This window comes from Vibrio sp. B181a, assembly GCF_030248375.1.
Taxonomy (GTDB): Bacteria; Pseudomonadota; Gammaproteobacteria; order Enterobacterales; family Vibrionaceae; genus Vibrio; species Vibrio campbellii.
In genome coordinates this window covers 206,460-224,383 of the sequence record NZ_JAHGAD010000007.1, presented here as the reverse complement: position 1 = coordinate 224,383, position 17,924 = coordinate 206,460, and the positions used below count along the sequence as shown (strand labels likewise).

Sequence of the window (17,924 nt, the reverse complement as noted above, 5' to 3'; positions counted from 1 at the left end):
ATGTATAGCAAAATTTTAGGTACTGGCAGCTACCTGCCATCTCAGGTGCGTACTAACGCAGACCTAGAGAAAATGGTAGATACAAGTGATGAGTGGATCGTTGCTCGCACGGGTATTAAAGAGCGTCGAATTGCAGCAGAAGATGAAACTGTTGCGGACATGGCATTCTACGCAGCTGAAAACGCTATCGATATGGCCGGCATTGATAAAAATGATATCGACCTAATTATCGTTGCTACCACGAGCAGTAGCCATACTTTCCCTTCATCTGCGTGTCAGGTGCAAGGAAAGCTTGGCATTAAAGGTTGTCCTGCATTCGACTTAGCCGCTGCTTGTTCAGGCTTTGTATACGCATTGTCTGTTGCTGATCAGCACATCAAATCAGGTATGTGTAAAAACGTACTCGTGATTGGCGCAGACGCATTGTCTAAAACGTGTGATCCAACGGACCGTTCAACCATCATCCTATTTGGTGATGCGGCTGGCGCGGTAGTGATTGGCGCGAGCGAAGAGCCGGGCATCATCTCTACACACGTATACTCAGACGGCCAATTTGGCGATCTGTTGAGCTTACCTGTGCCAGAGCGCGGCAAAGATGCCGACAAATGGCTGCACATGGCAGGTAACGAAGTATTCAAAGTGGCAGTAACTCAGCTATCCAAGCTAGTGAAAGACACGCTTGAAGCGAACGACATGCACAAGTCTGAACTAGACTGGCTAGTGCCGCATCAAGCGAACTACCGAATTATCTCAGCGACAGCGAAGAAACTTTCGATGTCACTAGACCAAGTCGTGATTACACTTGATAAACACGGCAATACGTCAGCAGCAACTGTGCCAACAGCACTAGATGAAGCTGTACGTGACGGTCGTATTAAGCGTGGTCAAACTCTGCTTCTTGAAGCGTTTGGCGGCGGATTCACTTGGGGCTCAGCTCTGGTGAAATTCTAAGTTTCACAAGAATTCAAAATTTAAGATGCGCTACGGTGCATCTTATTTCTTTTTACTTTGCTTAAAGGAAAACAACATGAGCAAGTTTGCTATCGTATTTCCAGGCCAAGGTTCACAAGCTGTAGGTATGCTTGCTGATCTAGGCGAACAATATGACGTAGTAAAACAAACATTTGCAGAAGCATCTGACGCACTAGGTTACGACCTATGGGCGCTTGTTCAAAATGGACCTGCAGAAGATCTAAACCAAACTTTCCGTACACAGCCTGCATTGCTAGCTTCATCTGTTGCTATCTGGCGCGTATGGCAAGAGCTTGGTCTTGAGCAACCAGCAAACCTAGCGGGTCACAGCCTAGGTGAGTACTCAGCATTAGTATGTGCTGGCGTGATTGACTTTAAAGAAGCAATCAAACTGGTTGAGCTACGTGGTCAACTTATGCAAGAAGCCGTACCAGCAGGTACTGGCGCAATGTACGCGATCATCGGTCTAGATGATGAAGCGATTGCAAAAGCTTGTGAAGAAGCAGCGCAAGGTGACGTAGTTTCACCAGTAAACTTCAACTCGCCTGGTCAAGTTGTTATCGCAGGTAGCAAAGACGCAGTAGAGCGCGCGGGTGCACTATGTAAAGAAGCGGGTGCTAAACGTGCACTTCCTCTTCCTGTTTCAGTGCCTTCACACTGTGCACTAATGAAGCCAGCAGCAGAGAAACTAGCGGTTGCGCTAGAATCTATCGAGTTCAACGCACCACAACTTCCTGTTATCAACAACGTTGATGTGGCAGCAGAAACGGATCCTGCAAAAATCAAAGACGCACTTGTTCGTCAACTTCACAGCCCAGTTCGTTGGACTGAGAGCGTGCAACTAATGAGCGAGCAAGGCGTAGAAAATCTTCTTGAGCTTGGTCCTGGCAAAGTACTGACAGGTCTGACTAAACGTATCGTGAAAACACTAAGCGCAGCAGCTGTTAACGACGTAGCGTCGCTAGAAGCCGCTAAGTAATTCGTTCACGATAAGAAAAGGAAAACACAACATGATGAATCTAGAAGGTAAGATCGCTCTAGTGACAGGCGCGAGCCGTGGCATTGGTCGTGCGATTGCTGAGCTTCTTGTTGAGCGCGGTGCAACGGTAATTGGTACTGCGACTTCTGAAGGTGGCGCAGCGGCTATCAGCGAATACCTAGGTGAAAACGGTAAAGGTCTAGCACTTAACGTAACTGACGTTGAGTCTATCGAAGCAACCCTAAAAACCATCAACGATGAGTTCGGTGCAATCGATATTCTTGTTAACAACGCAGGTATCACTCGCGATAACCTACTAATGCGTATGAAAGATGACGAGTGGAACGACATCATCAACACAAACCTAACGCCAATCTACCGCATGTCTAAAGCGGTTCTGCGCGGTATGATGAAAAAACGCGCAGGTCGCATCATCAACGTAGGTTCTGTTGTTGGTACTATGGGTAACGCTGGTCAAACGAACTACGCAGCAGCGAAAGCTGGCGTAATTGGTTTCACTAAATCAATGGCTCGTGAAGTCGCTTCTCGTGGCGTAACGGTTAACACAGTGGCTCCTGGTTTCATCGAAACTGACATGACTAAGGCGCTAAATGATGACCAACGTGCAGCAACGTTGTCGAACGTGCCGGCAGGTCGTCTAGGTGACCCACGTGAAATTGCATCAGCAGTTGTATTCCTAGCTTCACCTGAGGCTGCTTACATTACTGGTGAAACTTTGCATGTAAATGGTGGCATGTACATGGTTTAATGCACAGTTCGTGCAAAATAAGCTACTTTACTTTGTGAAAAATAGCCTATAGTTGCTGTTAACTGTCATTAAGTTGTCATGCTCATGCGCAACATTTGTGCATGATTTAAGTCAAAAATGTATTGAAATTCGGTTAAATTCGCTAATTTTGTGGTTTGACCAGCAAGGACCCCCTTGCAACTTTCAATAGTTCGAATAAACTACGGAATCATCGCATTAGGCGAAATCTGTAAAGGAAAAGAAAAATGAGCAACATCGAAGAACGCGTAAAGAAAATCATTGTTGAACAGCTAGGTGTAGACGAAGCAGAAGTTAAAAACGAAGCTTCATTCGTTGACGATCTAGGTGCTGATTCTCTAGACACTGTAGAGCTAGTAATGGCTCTAGAAGAGGAATTCGACACTGAGATTCCTGACGAAGAAGCTGAGAAAATCACTACTGTTCAAGCTGCAATCGACTACGTAAACAGCGCTCAGTAATTATCTCTCCCAGGCGGTCTCCTAGACCGCCTGTGTTCTTTCTAACTTCTTCTATCCTCTCATAGAAACATTCAATTCCCGGAGAATTATATCGTGTCCAAGCGTCGTGTAGTTGTCACAGGCATGGGTATGTTGTCACCGGTAGGCAACACAGTAGAATCATCTTGGAAAGCCCTGCTAGCAGGTCAAAGCGGTATCGTGAACATCGAACACTTCGATGCAACGAACTTCTCGACTCGTTTTGCTGGTCTTGTGAAAGATTTTGATTGCACAGAGTACATGTCTAAGAAAGATGCTCGTAAAATGGATTTATTCATCCAGTACGGCATTGCCGCGGGTATCCAAGCACTGGATGACTCTGGCTTAGAAATTACCGAAGAAAACGCAGCTCGAGTTGGTGTAGCAATCGGCTCAGGCATCGGCGGTCTAGACCTAATCGAAACAGGCCATACAGCGCTTGTTGAAAAAGGTCCTCGCAAAGTTAGCCCATTTTTTGTTCCTTCGACCATCGTAAACATGGTTGCAGGTAACCTATCTATCATGCGTGGTCTTCGTGGTCCAAACATCGCGATCTCTACGGCATGTACTACAGGTCTACACAACATCGGCCACGCAGCGCGTATGATTGCATACGGTGATGCTGAGGCGATGGTTGCTGGTGGTTCAGAGAAAGCATCTACACCACTAGGTATGGCTGGTTTCGGTGCAGCGAAAGCACTTTCAACTCGTAACGATGAGCCTCAAAAAGCGTCTCGTCCATGGGATAAGGGCCGTGATGGCTTTGTTCTTGGTGACGGTGCGGGCATGATGGTTCTTGAAGAGTACGAGCACGCAAAAGCACGTGGCGCTAAGATCTACGCAGAGCTAGTTGGCTTTGGTATGTCTGGTGACGCTTACCACATGACTTCTCCAAGTGAAGACGGTTCAGGTGGCGCTCTAGCAATGGAAGCGGCGATGCGTGATGCAGACATCACAGGCACTCAAGTTGGTTACGTGAACGCTCACGGTACATCGACGCCTGCTGGTGACGTTGCTGAGATCAAGGGCGTGAAACGTGCTCTTGGTGAAGAAGGCTCTAAACAAGTATTAGTATCTTCAACTAAATCTATGACTGGTCACCTTCTAGGTGCTGCAGGTTCTGTTGAAGCTATCATTACAGTGATGTCTCTAGTTGACCAAATCGTTCCACCAACGATTAACCTAGATGATCCTGAAGAAGGCCTAGATATCGATCTTGTTCCGCATACTGCGCGCGAAGTTGATATGGAATACGCAATCTGTAACTCGTTTGGCTTCGGCGGTACGAACGGTTCGCTAGTATTCAAAAAATTCGCTGAGTAAAAATCTCTAACACTGTTTTAGAGTGGCGATACTTGTATTCTAACGGCTCGATGCTTAGCATTGAGCCGTTTTGTTTTATTTGTCGATCAGAAAACAAAGGGTATCTGAATGTTCTGGGTAAATGGACTTCCACAAACGCATGTTCCGCTTGGTGACCGCTCGTTTCAATATGGTGATGGCTGCTTCACCACCATCAAGACTAAACACGGTCAGTTGGAGCTCTGGCAAGCGCATATTGAGCGAATGGAAGCGTGCCTAAAAACATTACACATCCCTTTTCCTGATTGGAGCCAAGTGTTCGATTGGGTAATGAAAGCAGTCTTGAGTGACGAGCTTGCTGGAATCAAAATTCATATCAGTCGTGGCACTGGAGGGCGAGGGTATAGTCCCAGTGGTATTGAAGGGCCAGTAGTGACTATTTCGAATTTTGCGTTCCCTTCTCATTACTCTTTATGGCAAGAAAATGGCGTGCAGCTAGGGGTTTGCGAAACTCGCTTAGGTATTCAACCAATCCTTGCTGGCCATAAGCACAACAACCGGTTAGAGCAGGTTCTCGCAAAGGCAGAAATTGATGACTCTGAATTTGCAGATGCTGTGACGTTAAATGTGCAAAATCATGTCATTGAAACTACAATGGCAAACCTTTTTTGGGTTAATGATAAGAAGGTTTACACACCGGAGTTGAATTTGTCTGGTGTGGCTGGCGTAATGCGCCGTCAGGTATTGGAATTACTCCAAGCTGAAGGTTACCCAGTGCAGGTAGCTGAGTTCACACTGGCTGATTTGCTTGATGCAGAAGAGGTGTGGATGTGTAACTCATTATTGGGTGTCGCGCCGGTTTGCGGTATTTCAACACCAGATAACAAGATTGAATTTCCAATTGGAAAATTGACACGACGACTTCAAGGGAATCTAAATTCGTGATTAAAAAACTGTTTGCTTTTGTTGTACTGATTGCCGTTATTGGTGCAGCTGGTGTTTTTTACGTTGTTTCACAGACTAAGCAATACGTTAACTCGCCAATTCTAATAGAGCAGCCACAACTGTTTACCGTTGAAAATGGTACTAGCTTTCACCGCGTCATGCGTGATTTGGTGAAAGACAATATTATTGAAGCCTCTGATTACACTCGCTTAATGCCTCACCTTTATCCAGAGCTTCTTCAAGTGCGAGCCGGCACTTACCAACTTGAGCCGAATGTTTCTTTATACGAGACGCTAGAGCAACTAAACACAGGTAAAGAACATCAGTTTGCGATTACTTTTGTTGAAGGTAGCCGTTTCTCTGAGTGGGTTGAACAGCTAAGCGTTGCGCCTTATGTAAAACATGACTTAACTGGACTGTCTGAAAAAGAGATGGCAGAAAAGCTAGGTATTGAACGTGATAAGCTTGAAGGTTTATTCCTTGCGGAGACTTACCATTACACTGCTGGAGCAAGTGAAAGTCAGATCTTAGAGCGTGCACACAGCAAGCTAAACAAGATCCTGGATGAACAATGGGAAGGACGTCAGGACAAGTTACCACTGAAAGATAAATACGAAGCGCTGATCCTTGCTTCTATTATTGAGAAAGAAACGGCAATTGATGCTGAGCGTGAACGTGTCGCATCAGTCTTTGTTAACCGCCTCAATAAACGTATGCGTCTGCAAACGGATCCGACCGTTATCTACGGTATGGGTGATGCGTACGATGGTAATATTCGTAAAAAAGATTTGCGTACACCAACGCCATACAACACATACACAATCAATGGTTTGCCGCCAACGCCTATCGCTATGGCAGGTGAAGCGTCGATTGAAGCTGCTTTAAACCCAGAAAACAGCAACTATCTATATTTCGTAGCAAGTGGAAAGGGCGGACACGTGTTTTCGAAATCCCTTGCTGAGCACAACCGTGCTGTACGTGCCTATTTAAGAGAACTAAGAAAGAACAAATGATGAAAGCAAACTTTATTGTCGTTGAGGGCCTAGAAGGCGCGGGTAAAAGCACTGCGATTAAAACTGTTTTAGACACACTTAAGGCCGCGGGTATCGAAAATATCGTCAATACGCGTGAGCCGGGTGGTACGCCACTCGCAGAGAAAATGCGCGCGCTAGTCAAAGAAGAGCACGAAGGCGAAGACCTGAAAGACATGACAGAGCTGCTTTTGCTTTACGCTGCACGTGTTCAGTTAGTTGAGAACGTGATTAAACCAGCGCTAGCGAACGACCAATGGGTAGTGGGTGACCGTCATGATTTGTCCTCTCAAGCTTACCAAGGTGGTGGCCGTCAGATAGATGCATCATTGATGAAGAATCTGCGCGATACAACGCTAGGTGAGTTTAAGCCTGCTTTCACATTGTACATGGATATCGATCCGCGTGTTGGTCTTGAGCGTGCACGTGGCCGCGGTGAACTAGACCGCATCGAAAAAATGGACATCAGCTTCTTTGAGCGTACCCGTGAGCGTTACTTGGAGCTTGCGAACGCAGATGACTCTATCGTAATTATCAACGCAGAACAGTCGATTGAAAACGTGGCACAAGATATCAAAGCTGCGCTCAATGAATGGCTAGCAGCACAGTAAGCAAAGTGTGGATTGAGGTAATTCATGTTAAATGACTTTCCATGGTTACAACCCGTTTGGGATAACCTCAAAGTAAGTTTGGATTCCGAAAGAGTTCCAGGTGCCTTGCTGCTGCAAAGTGCGCAAGGATTAGCCGTTGAGAAGTTGGTCGAACTCTTTAGTCATTCGCTTTTGTGCCAAAACTACACCAGTGAAGCGTGTGGTTTTTGCCACAGCTGTCAGCTAACGCAATCGAACAGCCACCCTGACTTACACTGGATCAAACCAGAGAAGGAAGGGAAATCCATTACCGTTGACCAGATTCGAGCATGCAATCGTCTTGCGCATGAATCATCTCAGCTAAATGGCTATCGTGTGTTTATCATTGAACCTGCGGATGCGATGAACGAATCAGCGTCGAACGCGTTGCTCAAAACACTCGAAGAACCTGGGCAGAAGTGCTTGTTCTTGCTTGTCACGCATAACCAAGAACGATTACTCCCAACCATCCAAAGCCGTTGTCAGCAGTGGGTGGTGACGCCACCTTCGACAGAACAAGCGATGAGTTGGATGAGCGAGCAGGGTTCTTTGAAAGTGCCAGCTTACGCGCTTAAGCTGAACATGGGCTCCCCAATCAACACACTAGAAGCAGTAAAAAATGGCGAGCTTGATGCCTACCAGGCATTTGAGCGCAGTTTGATTGAGGCTTTGTCTTCTCCTGTTTCTGATGTGTTCCAATGTGCGTCTTTGATGGCCAAGAACCCAGATAAAGCGTTGGATTGGGCTTGGTACTTATTAACTGATGCACAGAAAGCGCAATTTGGTGTGGCTGAGGCAGACCAGTTGCCAGGGGCTGACAAGTTTCAACCGAACAACTACAACGGTTTATACTCAGCAGCACAAAAATTACTCGAGTTAAAGGCTCAAATGCAGACCTTTCCAGGCTTGAACCTTGAGCTACTATCAATGAATTGGTTAATTGAATCACGAGAGGCATTATGTTCGTAGATTCTCACTGTCATTTAGACAAATTGAATTACGATGATCTTCACATCAATGTTGAAGACGTTATTAACAAAGCAAAACAAGCGAACGTAACAGAGCTTTTATCTGTAGGCGTTACGCTGGATTCCTTCCCGAAAATGTTGGAACTGATCACGCCGTATGAAAATGTCTACGCGTCTTGTGGTGTCCATCCTCTCGATGTAGAAAGTGACTTCTCGATGGAGGTGTTACGCCAGCATGCTTCTCACAATAAAGTCGTTGCGATTGGTGAGACAGGCCTAGACTACCATTACAAGCCAGAGATGGCAGCGCTACAACAAAAGCGTTTTGAACAACAAGTCGACTTAGCGGTAGAGTTGAACAAACCACTTATCATCCATACCCGCAATGCGCGCGAAGATACATTAGAAATTCTACGCAATGGCGGTGCAGAAAAATGTGGTGGCGTGATCCACTGCTTTACTGAAGATCTAGCTTTTGCAGAGGCGGCGCTTGATTTAGGTTTCTACATCTCGATTTCGGGTATTGTGACCTTCCGTCAAGCAACAGAATTGAAGGAAGTTGTAAAAGCTTTGCCCCTTGAAAAGTTGCTTATAGAGACTGACTCACCATATCTTGCGCCTGTTCCGCACCGCGGAAAAGAGAACCAACCAGCCTTTGTAGTGGAAGTTGCGGCTTACATTGCACAGCTAAAAGGGTGTTCATTATCTGAAGTCGGGCAAAAAACCACCGAAAACTTCCGAAATCTTTTTTTGCGATGAAAAATCAAGAAACGGTTTAAAAAGGGGCGAAAGCCCCTTTTTTGTTTAGAAATACGCCAAAAAGATCATTTAGTTTAATGTTTACTAAATTTGTTGATTTAAGCGTATTCAAATTCATCAAATGTAATTTTGTTACTAAAAATAACATCGGCCTTTATTTTATTTACGCCTTAAAATTAATTATGTAGATAATAAAATCTTTATAAAACAGTAATATAAGTTTAATGCAAACCTTTTCATTGGCTGTTTTTCGGTGTGATCCAAGACTTGTTTTGAAACTAAATTTCGTAACTGTGTGGAAAGTTTGAGGGCCATCAATATATATTTAGAGCCGGAAAATATAATGCCTCGTGTGGTTACATTTTCATTGGGTGCTAACATTTAGGCTACGGGGGTGTGCCGTTAGTGCCCAAATAATACTTATAATTTATCAGGAGCATAAACATGTTTAAGAACCTTTTTGCAAACCTGCAAAAAGTTGGTAAAGCTCTGATGCTACCAGTATCAGTGTTGCCAGTCGCAGGTATCCTACTAGGTGTTGGTGCTGCCCACCTAAGCTTCATTCCAGAGGTTGTATCTAACCTAATGGAACAAGCTGGTGGTTCAGTATTCGGCCAAATGGCACTTCTATTTGCTGTTGGTGTAGCTCTAGGCTTCACGAACAATGACGGTGTAGCTGGTCTAGCTGCTATCGTTGGTTACGGCATCATGACGGCAACGCTAGGCGTTATGGCTGGCATCATGGGCGTTGAGAAAATCGACACAGGTGTGCTAGGTGGTATCCTTGTCGGTGGTGTTGCTGCTTGGGCATTCAACCGTTTCTTCAAAATCCAACTTCCAGAGTACCTTGGCTTCTTCGCTGGTAAGCGTGCAGTGCCAATCATCACTGGTTTCGCTGCGATCTTCCTTGCAGTTGTTCTTTCTTTCGTATGGCCACCAATCGGCGGTGCAATCTCTGCATTCTCTGACTGGGCTGCACACCAAAACCCACAACTTGCGTTCGGTATCTACGGCGTAGTTGAGCGTTCTCTAATCCCATTCGGTCTACACCACGTATGGAACGTACCATTCTTCTTCGAAGCAGGTACTTGTGTGAACGCTGCTGGTGAAACGCAAAACGGCGTACTAACTTGTTACCTAGTTGCTGATGAAGCTTCTCGTGCTGCTGGTAATGGCTTCGGTCAGCTAGCGGGTGGCTACATGTTCAAGATGTTCGGTCTACCAGCTGCAGCAATCGCAATTGCTCACTGTGCTAAACCTGAAAACCGCGCGAAAGTAATGGGTATCATGGCGTCAGCTGCTCTGACTTCATTCCTAACAGGTATTACTGAGCCAATCGAATTCTCATTCCTATTCGTTGCTCCACTACTATACGGTATCCACGCTCTACTAGCTGGTTCTGCGTATGTTGTTGCTAACACGCTAGGCTTTGTACACGGTACATCATTCTCACACGGTCTGATCGACTTCCTAGTTCTATCTGGTCACGCTCAGAAGATGGGTCTGATGGTAGCTGTTGGTCTAGTTTACGCAGTAATCTACTACGTAGTATTCCGCACAGTAATCACTGCTCTTGACCTTAAAACTCCAGGTCGTGAAGACGAATCTGAAGAAGCTGCTGCAACTTCTGGTTCTGACATGGCAGGTGAGCTTGTTGCAGCATTCGGCGGCAAAGCAAACATCACTGGTCTAGACGCATGTATCACTCGTCTACGTGTAGCAGTAGCTGACACAGCTGCAGTTGACCAAGACAAACTAAAACAACTAGGCGCTGCTGGTGTTGTAGTTGTAGCAGGTGGTGTTCAGGCTATCTTCGGTACTAAGTCTGACAACCTGAAAACTGAAATGGATGAGTGGATTCGTAACCACGGCTAATCTCAGTCATTCATGATAGAAAGGAGGCTTCGGCCTCCTTTTTGCGTATTATCCTTTTCGTTCTCCATCCAACGTTGCGTATTTTTCTCGCTTCTCTCTTCTTAGGGCTTACTTTCTGACATTGTTGTTGTGATCCCTGACTCAGCCTTACGTTTGTGGCCTTTTTCGTACGTCATTCTTACTCATTACTGACATAATAAAATGCCACCATGTTTGAATTATGTACGCCGTTTTTTAAGAGTGATGACGTGTATGAAAAAGCAAATAATGTTGGCAGCTGCACTGTTCCCGAGTGTTAGCATGGCAGCAAATCAACCGACAAACTTCTCTGTCGGTATGGCAGTGGATCAGCAGCTAAGTGTTGTGATTGAAATTGAAGATAAGTATCGCGGTATTATTGGTAACGATGGTATGGCGTTTGACTACATCGCCAAGCGCGGGTCATTTGATCAGAGTATGCCGCTAACATGGTACGTAGGTATCGGTGGTTGGTATGAATGGGATGACGAATTTGGCGTTCGTGTGCCATTAGGTCTGAACTGGGACCTATCGAAAGGCTGGGACCTTTACGCTCAAATTCACCCAGAGCTAGAACTTTACAAAGGGCCGGACCTACAAATCGGTGGGGCACTTGGTATCAAGTACAGTTTCTAAATGGACACAAAAAATGCCGGCGTAGAGCCGGCATTTTGTTTGTAAAACTTATGTGTTCTGTGAATTAACGGCGTTATTGCTGTTTATTCATTGCTCTTTTGATGCATACCGCAGCGCCACCCCAAGTGATGCCAAGACCGATAACCATCATGATGATTGCACTTGTAGTCATTATGCTTTCTCCTTGCTCGCAACATTAATCAGTACACCAAACACAAACAGCGCGGCAATCATTGCCCAACCTAGTGTAAGGTCGTAGCCGCCGTAGCCCTCTGTTAGAAGTGCGTACAGTTTTGTCGCCAAGATAATCGCTAGCATGATCGGAGTGATGAAGCGTAGACAGACTTCAAACCATTGACCTACAGAGAAGTCAGAGCGTTCGTTTACGTAGCGACGAACTTCCGGTACTTGTTTCAGCAACCATGCCATCAGAAGGATTTCTACTAGGCCACCTACCATAATACCGACGTTGTTTGCGAAATGGTCAACAAGGTCAAGCAGAAGTAGACCGCCATTGGTTGCAAATGCCATTGAGACCACAAAACCCGTACCAATCACAACATTCGCAGCTTTCTTACGGCTCCACTTCAGCTTGTCGATAACCGCTGATGTTACTGCTTCCATGATTGAGATGTGCGAGCTTAAACCAGCCACAACCAAAGCAAAGAAGAATAGGGGACCAAGAATGTATGGTGCTGGTAGCAAGTTAATTGCCGCAGGTAACGTAACAAATGCTAAACCTACACCCGCTGATACAACCTCAGTCAGAGGTTTGCCTTGTTCTTGAGCCATGTAGCCCAACACAGAGAAAATCATGATGCCTGATAGAATCGAGAAACCGCAGTTGATCAATACCGTCATGAAGGCGTTATTGGTGATGTCTGATTTCTCTGGCAGATAGCTTGAGTAAGCCAGCATGATGGCAAAGCCGATACTCAACGTAAAGAAGATTTGACCGTAAGCGGCTGCCCATACCTTCACATCCCAGATTTTGCTGAAGTCAGGTTCGAACATATAGTTCACACCGTCTAGTGCGCCAGGAAGGAAGATCATACGGCCAATCAAGAAGATCACCATAAAGAATAAGATAGGCATCATGATCTTAGACGCACGCTCGATCCCTGATTTTACGCCACTCACAATCGCTGTGTAGGTAATGGCCCAAGCAATGAGCATAGACACTGCGATCTTCCATTGAATGCTGCCTAAATCCGTTGGAGAGTTATCACCAAGCTTTAGGTATTCACTGAAGAAGAAAGCGTTGGTATCTGAGCCCCAACTTTGGGTAAACGACATGCCAAAGTAAGAAATTGCCCAACCAATCACGGCTACGTAGTAAACGGCGATAACAGCGGCGACACCCACTTGGAACCAGCCAAGCCACTCAAACTTGGAATGAATTTTGGCCAGTGTTTTTGGTGCAGAACCACGGTATTTTTGACCCATGCTGAACTCAAGGATCATAAAAGGAATACCAGCAGTGATCATGGCAAAAAGGTAAGGAATGAAAAAGGCACCACCGCCATTTTCGTAGGCCATGTATGGGAAACGCCAGATGTTACCCAAACCGATGGCTGAACCGACTGCGGCTAAGATGAATCCCGCACGGGATCCCCATTGTTCTCGCTTCATATTTGACTCCTGTACGACTCCCTAAGGAATGAAGCTCTTCTCGGCAACCTGCAATCCAGAAGAATAAAGAACAACTGTTATCCGTCAGTCTTTTGTCCAATATTCGGTATTGTTATTAAATTCTGGAGTTTTGCTTTGTATTGCCTAAAAAGAAATAGAATTAAATGCTTTAAATTTTGATGTGTGTTTGTGAAAGCTGAAACATTCTTCTGCTTTATGTTGTCAGACTAACTTTTTACATTATTTAGCGCAATAGATTCTAAATGTTAATGGCGATATTTTATCTGGTATAAATATTGTTAATTAGTGATTTGCTAGGCTATCTGACCAGTTATTGCGGCTAGTTTTTGAAATAAAATATTGATGCTTGGATGTGATCTTGGTCAAATTAACTATTTTTATGTATTAGGGCGTATCCCTGTATTCGATACGCCCCATAGAGGATTTTTCGCCAAAATCATTCTTTGAAAGTGAAAGTTATTAGAAGCGGAAACTAAAGCCAATATTGGACTGGAATTGGTTCATCCAGTCGGTCTCAAACTTGATGATGCAAGATGAGCCATCAGTCGGAAGGACACATGCACCAGAGGTATCATTATCCACAACGGTGCCTAACCAACGGATCTGAGCCGTCATGGCAAAGTTTTTTGAAAATTCATATTCGAGACCAGCGAAAGCACTGGCCGAAAAACCATATTTGTCACTAACCCAATCCGCATCGGTATAAGAGCCACCTAAACCAAGTCCGACATAGGTTTGCCATCCTTGAGAGAGTGGGTAGTAAATACTGCTTTGAAACTGCAGGTAGTGAACATCTATCGAGTTATTGATGTCTTGTAATTCAGAAGATTGATTAGAGTAAAACAAACCAATACGACCCATTTCAAAAGGGGTTTCTACCGATAATGCGTAGTTAATAGAAGGATCTAAATCGTAGGTACGTTCCTTTTGATCCTCGACTTCCCCACCTCCTGTAAAGCCGACATAGGGTGTAACGATAACGTTTGCTTGAGCAGTCATAGAACAACCCAATAATACACTCCCCATTAGCCAGCCAATTTTATAGTTCATTTGCTATCTCCTTATTATGACTAAGCTAATTGTGATGCCTTAGTCAAAATCGTGCGACTAAATTAAGCAAATCTTGAACATAATTCACACTGGTGTTATTAATTTGTTACAACAAAAGGAGGTGTCTATGGAACACGATCTAAAATCAGCCCTACTCATCGTCGTCACGGTATTCGCAGTTTTACTCTCTTTTGGCATTATTGCGATTACTACGGCTTAAATCACTGGCACTGCGCCTATGATACGTAACAGCGGTATTATCACTGACAGCCATACAGAGCTAAACGTCGACGTTTATGAGCACTTTAGAAATGGCAAAACAGCCCTTGTCACGCAAGGAGGAGGGCAGAGAGGGATTTTTACCGCTGGAGTACTGGACGCATTTCTTCTCTCTAACTTTGACCCGTTTGACGAGTTTTATGGCACCTCTGCTGGTGCACTCAACCTATGTGCTTTCCTTTGTCGTCAACATGGCATGGGTAAGTCCTTCATTACAGACCTCACCACATCTGATCAATTCTTTAATCTATTTCGCTATATCCGTAAGAAGCAGTACCTTGGCTTAGAGTGGGCTTTAGAAAGAATTCAAGATTACCCCTACAAGCTGGACTTAGACCTTGGCCGTTTGGCACTAGGCGACCGTGGAGCATTTGCTGCAGTAACCAATGTCGATACGCTCTCTGATCAGTATCTTCCAATACTCGGTGCGGATTGGGTAAGCACTATGGTGGCGACTTGTGCAATCCCAAAATTGTATCAAGGTCCTGTAGATGTGAATGGTCAGCGTTTTGTCGATGGTGGCGTTTCTGCCTCTATTCCTGTGCAAGAGGCGTGGCGGCAAAATGCGCGTAATATTATTGTGATTCGTACCGAACCTTTCTCTGAATCCGAAGCAAAAGCACAAAGTGAAATTGGTGATGACAAAGTCGAATGGTATCGCGAATCCATCAATTCAGTACAAGAGTCTTGGCAAGTTAAAGTGAATCAATGGAAAGAAGATTGGAGCGGGTTCCTTCAGCAGAAAATTAATACTGCGCATGATTCTAAGCTAACTGGTGGTAAGCTGTTAAATGGCGGACGCTGGTTGTTTGGGGCTGATAACTTATACCGTTTAAGTCATCTAATTGGGGAGAACTTTGACTCCGGCTTAGCGGATATGTTGATGATTCACTACCAAACCTTCGAGCTGACTCAAGCATTCCTATCTACACCTCCGGATGACACATTTATCCTACAACTTGCCCCAAGAGAGGAATTGCAATCCTCCTCTTTAATGAGTGACCCAGAAGCATTAGAGCATGATTATCAACTCGGATTACAAACAGGCTTTAACCTTGTTCGGTTGTATGACGAGTTATCTAATCAGTAAGCCTTTAGCATGAGCACTTCATTGGATTGCTCGGATTGTGGGCTGTTTTTTCTTCTTTAACCTATAAAACCTATCTGAAAGTTCTCAAAAGAGTTTACGAAACTCCCTTCAAATAAATTCAAGTTATTGATTTTTAATATTTTAACTTTCTTTATCGTTGAATTACCTAGTGATTCACCATCCTTGCATTAGATTGCGTATAAATTTTTTATCGTTCTATACGCCATGCTATTGAAAAGAATTATTCACTCTTTATTTGTTCTTTCCTGTTTGCCTATCTCCAGTCATTCGGTTTTAGCTCATGAGAAAAATATTGTTGACGAGGCAAGCCGCGAGCAAGTGTCGCACTCTGCTTCAAAAGTTGAGAAAAACACCGTTGTTACCTTTTCATTTTATGGAGACGAAGAGAAACAGCTACAAGCGCTGTTAAATTTGGGTACCTATTGTCGAGAGGATATTCAACCAAGTGGTGCAACCTTAATTCAATGCGGTCCATACACACCGGAATTATGGAAGATAGCGGAGCCTTTGGTGTATGAAATCACGGACAACAACTATCAAGTTACTGAGACGTTGATTGATGCTTTACCTAACTTAGGCTTACAAGATAACTCTAGTGATGAAGTGAGTCCTTACTTAAACACTTTTACTTCTGAGTTGGTTGCGATCAGTCAGCAGCAGTATGAAATGGGCAATACAAAGGCATACCAAGAGCAGCTGCCGTCAAGGCTCGTGGCCAATGGTGTTAGCACGACTGAGCAGTGGTTATCTGAACAATGGGGAGATGCCAAGTTTGATATTGGTCTTTCGCTAAACAAAGGTAATCAATGGACGTTTGATCATTTCGAAACACTACTTCCATTCTGGGATCAAAACGGTCGAGCATTATGGTTTATGCAAACAGGAGCGGTGTTCAATCGTGAGAACTTTCACGGGCGAGATTTTGCGCACCTAGGGTTAGGTTATCGTCAGTTGGATGATAGCCAGTTCTTCGGGGTGAATGGTTTTTTTGATTACGATCTATCGCGTCAGCATACGCGTGTCAGTGTTGGTGCGGAATATGGCTTGGATTACGGCACATTTAGCACAAATGCTTATTTCCCGCTCTCCAATTGGAAAGACTCGCCGGATCACTATGAAGGAATGAACAGCCTAGTTGAGAAGGCAGCGAAGGGCTGGGATTTGAACTTGGAGACGTATCTGCCTTTGGATACGCGCTGGAAGTTTGGTTTAACGGCAGGTCAATACCTTGGCCGTTACGTGGAACACAGTGATGGCAGTTTGCCATCGAAAAATCCATACCATTTCAGCTTGAGTACAGAGTTTCGTCCCGATCCTGCGTGGGCCTTCTCGCTGGGCTATCAAACTGAGCAAGGCGCAAAGGAGCAATGGATTGCAGGGATCAATTATACCTTATCGTTGAGTGGTCTCTACGAGGGTGAGCGACGCTTGTCTCAACAGAGTTTACTACCGAAACCGGAGCGATTGACTGATTTTGTTCAGCGTGACCATAACATGGTGCTGGAGTACAAACAGAAGTTTGCTGAGATAAGTATTCGCCTACCGGAAAGTGCACTCGTTACAGAGTTGAGTCAGCAAATGCTCTCGTCTTGGATGGAAGTCAAAGGGGGCGCCGATATTGTGTCATACCAGTGGCAAGGTGATGCGGCGAACTATCTTAATGACATACAAGCCTCAAGCCCAACATTTATCGCGCCAGCCTATCGTTATGACGCTAACAATACCTTGTCACTGTCCGTTTCTTACAAGTTGCGTAGTGGGCAAATAAAGCAGTCCAACACAATGAAAATCACAGTAACGGACAGCAAGGTTCTTGAATCCTTGGACTTTTCACCTGCTAGAGCCGTTGCCGGTGAGCGAATTACTGCAACCGCGAAATTAAGCGTAGCGGCAGCAAGTGCGCCGATTGCGTTTGAGCTTTCTGCTGAGAGCTTACTCGGTCTCAATATTAATGGTGAAGTCCCAATTCTCAAAGATGGTCAAACCACGATTATCGTGAATACGACGACTGATGAGGAGGGCGTGGCTGAATTGGTTCTTCTCAGTGAAGAAGCCAATAAAGTGAAAATTACGGCCATTTACCACGATGACCGAGACCACGCTAAGCAGGGGATAGTCGAATGGGCTAAGGCTAAGCAATACCAGATCAAAATATTCAGAGGGCAGCAAGAGATCATTGGCTCAGGGAATGAGAGTAGCGACCCTTTGTTTACTCATCACACATTGACAGCAGAGCTGTTTGAAGACGGTGAGTCGATTAATGATACGTCGAACTTTGCATTTCAATGGTGGCGACGAGCCCATGATAAGTCAGGTGATTTTGAAAAGATTGCAGGGGCTTCAGGGAAAAACTACCAATTGACTGGTGCTGATCAGGGCTTCCAGATCAAGGTTACGGCCAATCAGAAAACAACAACCAATCAACAAAAAATAATCAAATAAAAAGAGAGT

18 protein-coding genes are annotated in these 17,924 nt (G+C 44.9%); 15 read left to right on the top strand and 3 right to left on the bottom strand.

Going from position 1 to position 17,924, the window contains the following annotated elements; genetic code table 11:
• From KIO97_RS02975 to KIO97_RS02920, 12 genes are all read left to right on the top strand, one after another.
• On the top strand, positions 1 to 951 hold the full coding sequence (locus tag KIO97_RS02975) for a beta-ketoacyl-ACP synthase III (RefSeq protein WP_005531469.1): 951 nt from the start codon (positions 1 to 3) through the stop codon (positions 949 to 951).
• 76 nt (positions 952 to 1,027) lie between these two features.
• Positions 1,028 to 1,951 carry an ACP S-malonyltransferase gene (gene fabD / locus KIO97_RS02970; RefSeq protein ID WP_045400776.1) on the top strand — a complete coding sequence of 308 codons (924 nt, stop codon included), beginning with the start codon at positions 1,028 to 1,030 and terminating at the stop codon, positions 1,949 to 1,951.
• Between the two features lie 34 nt (positions 1,952 to 1,985).
• Positions 1,986 to 2,720: a 3-oxoacyl-ACP reductase FabG gene (gene fabG / locus KIO97_RS02965; protein ID WP_005444803.1), complete on the top strand. Its 735-nt coding sequence runs from the start codon at positions 1,986 to 1,988 to the stop codon at positions 2,718 to 2,720.
• 245 nt (positions 2,721 to 2,965) lie between these two features.
• Positions 2,966 to 3,199 (top strand): acyl carrier protein, encoded by a 234-nt coding sequence (gene acpP, locus KIO97_RS02960; protein ID WP_004406112.1) that lies wholly within the window; start codon positions 2,966 to 2,968, stop codon positions 3,197 to 3,199.
• Between the two features lie 93 nt (positions 3,200 to 3,292).
• Positions 3,293 to 4,540 carry a beta-ketoacyl-ACP synthase II gene (gene fabF / locus KIO97_RS02955; RefSeq protein WP_005425696.1) on the top strand — a complete coding sequence of 416 codons (1,248 nt, stop codon included), beginning with the start codon at positions 3,293 to 3,295 and terminating at the stop codon, positions 4,538 to 4,540.
• A 108-nt stretch (positions 4,541 to 4,648) separates the two neighbouring features.
• Entirely contained in the window at positions 4,649 to 5,464 is an 816-nt protein-coding gene (gene pabC, locus KIO97_RS02950) for an aminodeoxychorismate lyase (protein ID WP_005425690.1), read from the top strand.
• Positions 5,461 to 6,477 (top strand): endolytic transglycosylase MltG, encoded by a 1,017-nt coding sequence (gene mltG, locus KIO97_RS02945; RefSeq protein ID WP_010645673.1) that lies wholly within the window; start codon positions 5,461 to 5,463, stop codon positions 6,475 to 6,477. Before pabC ends, mltG begins: the two co-directional genes overlap by 4 nt.
• Entirely contained in the window at positions 6,474 to 7,106 is a 633-nt protein-coding gene (gene tmk, locus KIO97_RS02940; protein WP_045458041.1) for a dTMP kinase, read from the top strand. Before mltG ends, tmk begins: the two co-directional genes overlap by 4 nt.
• Positions 7,107 to 7,130: 24 nt before the next feature.
• Complete coding sequence (locus KIO97_RS02935) at positions 7,131 to 8,093, top strand: DNA polymerase III subunit delta' (RefSeq protein WP_050909915.1); 963 nt, start codon at positions 7,131 to 7,133, stop codon at positions 8,091 to 8,093.
• Entirely contained in the window at positions 8,084 to 8,851 is a 768-nt protein-coding gene (locus tag KIO97_RS02930; protein WP_012128450.1) for a TatD family hydrolase, read from the top strand. Before KIO97_RS02935 ends, KIO97_RS02930 begins: the two co-directional genes overlap by 10 nt.
• 444 nt (positions 8,852 to 9,295) lie before the next feature.
• Positions 9,296 to 10,726: a PTS glucose transporter subunit IIBC gene (gene ptsG, locus KIO97_RS02925; protein ID WP_012128449.1), complete on the top strand. Its 1,431-nt coding sequence runs from the start codon at positions 9,296 to 9,298 to the stop codon at positions 10,724 to 10,726.
• 252 nt (positions 10,727 to 10,978) lie between these two features.
• Complete coding sequence (locus tag KIO97_RS02920) at positions 10,979 to 11,380, top strand: hypothetical protein (RefSeq protein ID WP_005425675.1); 402 nt, start codon at positions 10,979 to 10,981, stop codon at positions 11,378 to 11,380.
• A gap of 73 nt (positions 11,381 to 11,453) precedes the next feature.
• Here KIO97_RS02920 and KIO97_RS02915 read toward each other — a convergent pair whose 3' ends face one another.
• From KIO97_RS02915 to KIO97_RS02905, 3 genes are all read right to left on the bottom strand, one after another.
• Positions 11,454 to 11,552, bottom strand: coding sequence for a MetS family NSS transporter small subunit (locus KIO97_RS02915; RefSeq protein WP_005536518.1), 99 nt, complete (start codon positions 11,550 to 11,552; stop codon positions 11,454 to 11,456).
• Positions 11,552 to 13,012 carry a sodium-dependent transporter gene (locus KIO97_RS02910; protein WP_005425680.1) on the bottom strand — a complete coding sequence of 487 codons (1,461 nt, stop codon included), beginning with the start codon at positions 13,010 to 13,012 and terminating at the stop codon, positions 11,552 to 11,554. The genes KIO97_RS02915 and KIO97_RS02910 overlap by 1 nt, the downstream gene beginning before the upstream one ends.
• 480 nt (positions 13,013 to 13,492) lie before the next feature.
• Positions 13,493 to 14,083 (bottom strand): outer membrane beta-barrel protein, encoded by a 591-nt coding sequence (locus KIO97_RS02905; RefSeq protein WP_005425677.1) that lies wholly within the window; start codon positions 14,081 to 14,083, stop codon positions 13,493 to 13,495.
• Positions 14,084 to 14,210: 127 nt separating this feature from the next.
• Between KIO97_RS02905 and KIO97_RS02900 the strand changes: the two genes are divergently transcribed.
• The 3 genes from KIO97_RS02900 to KIO97_RS02890 all read left to right on the top strand — a co-directional run bounded on the left by KIO97_RS02900 (position 14,211) and on the right by KIO97_RS02890 (position 17,915).
• Complete coding sequence (locus tag KIO97_RS02900; RefSeq protein ID WP_005444835.1) at positions 14,211 to 14,303, top strand: YnhF family membrane protein; 93 nt, start codon at positions 14,211 to 14,213, stop codon at positions 14,301 to 14,303.
• An 18-nt stretch (positions 14,304 to 14,321) separates the two neighbouring features.
• Positions 14,322 to 15,452: a patatin family protein gene (locus KIO97_RS02895; RefSeq protein ID WP_050906275.1), complete on the top strand. Its 1,131-nt coding sequence runs from the start codon at positions 14,322 to 14,324 to the stop codon at positions 15,450 to 15,452.
• 339 nt (positions 15,453 to 15,791) lie between these two features.
• Positions 15,792 to 17,915: an inverse autotransporter beta domain-containing protein gene (locus KIO97_RS02890; RefSeq protein WP_285380917.1), complete on the top strand. Its 2,124-nt coding sequence runs from the start codon at positions 15,792 to 15,794 to the stop codon at positions 17,913 to 17,915.
• Positions 17,916 to 17,924 lie beyond the last annotated feature (9 nt).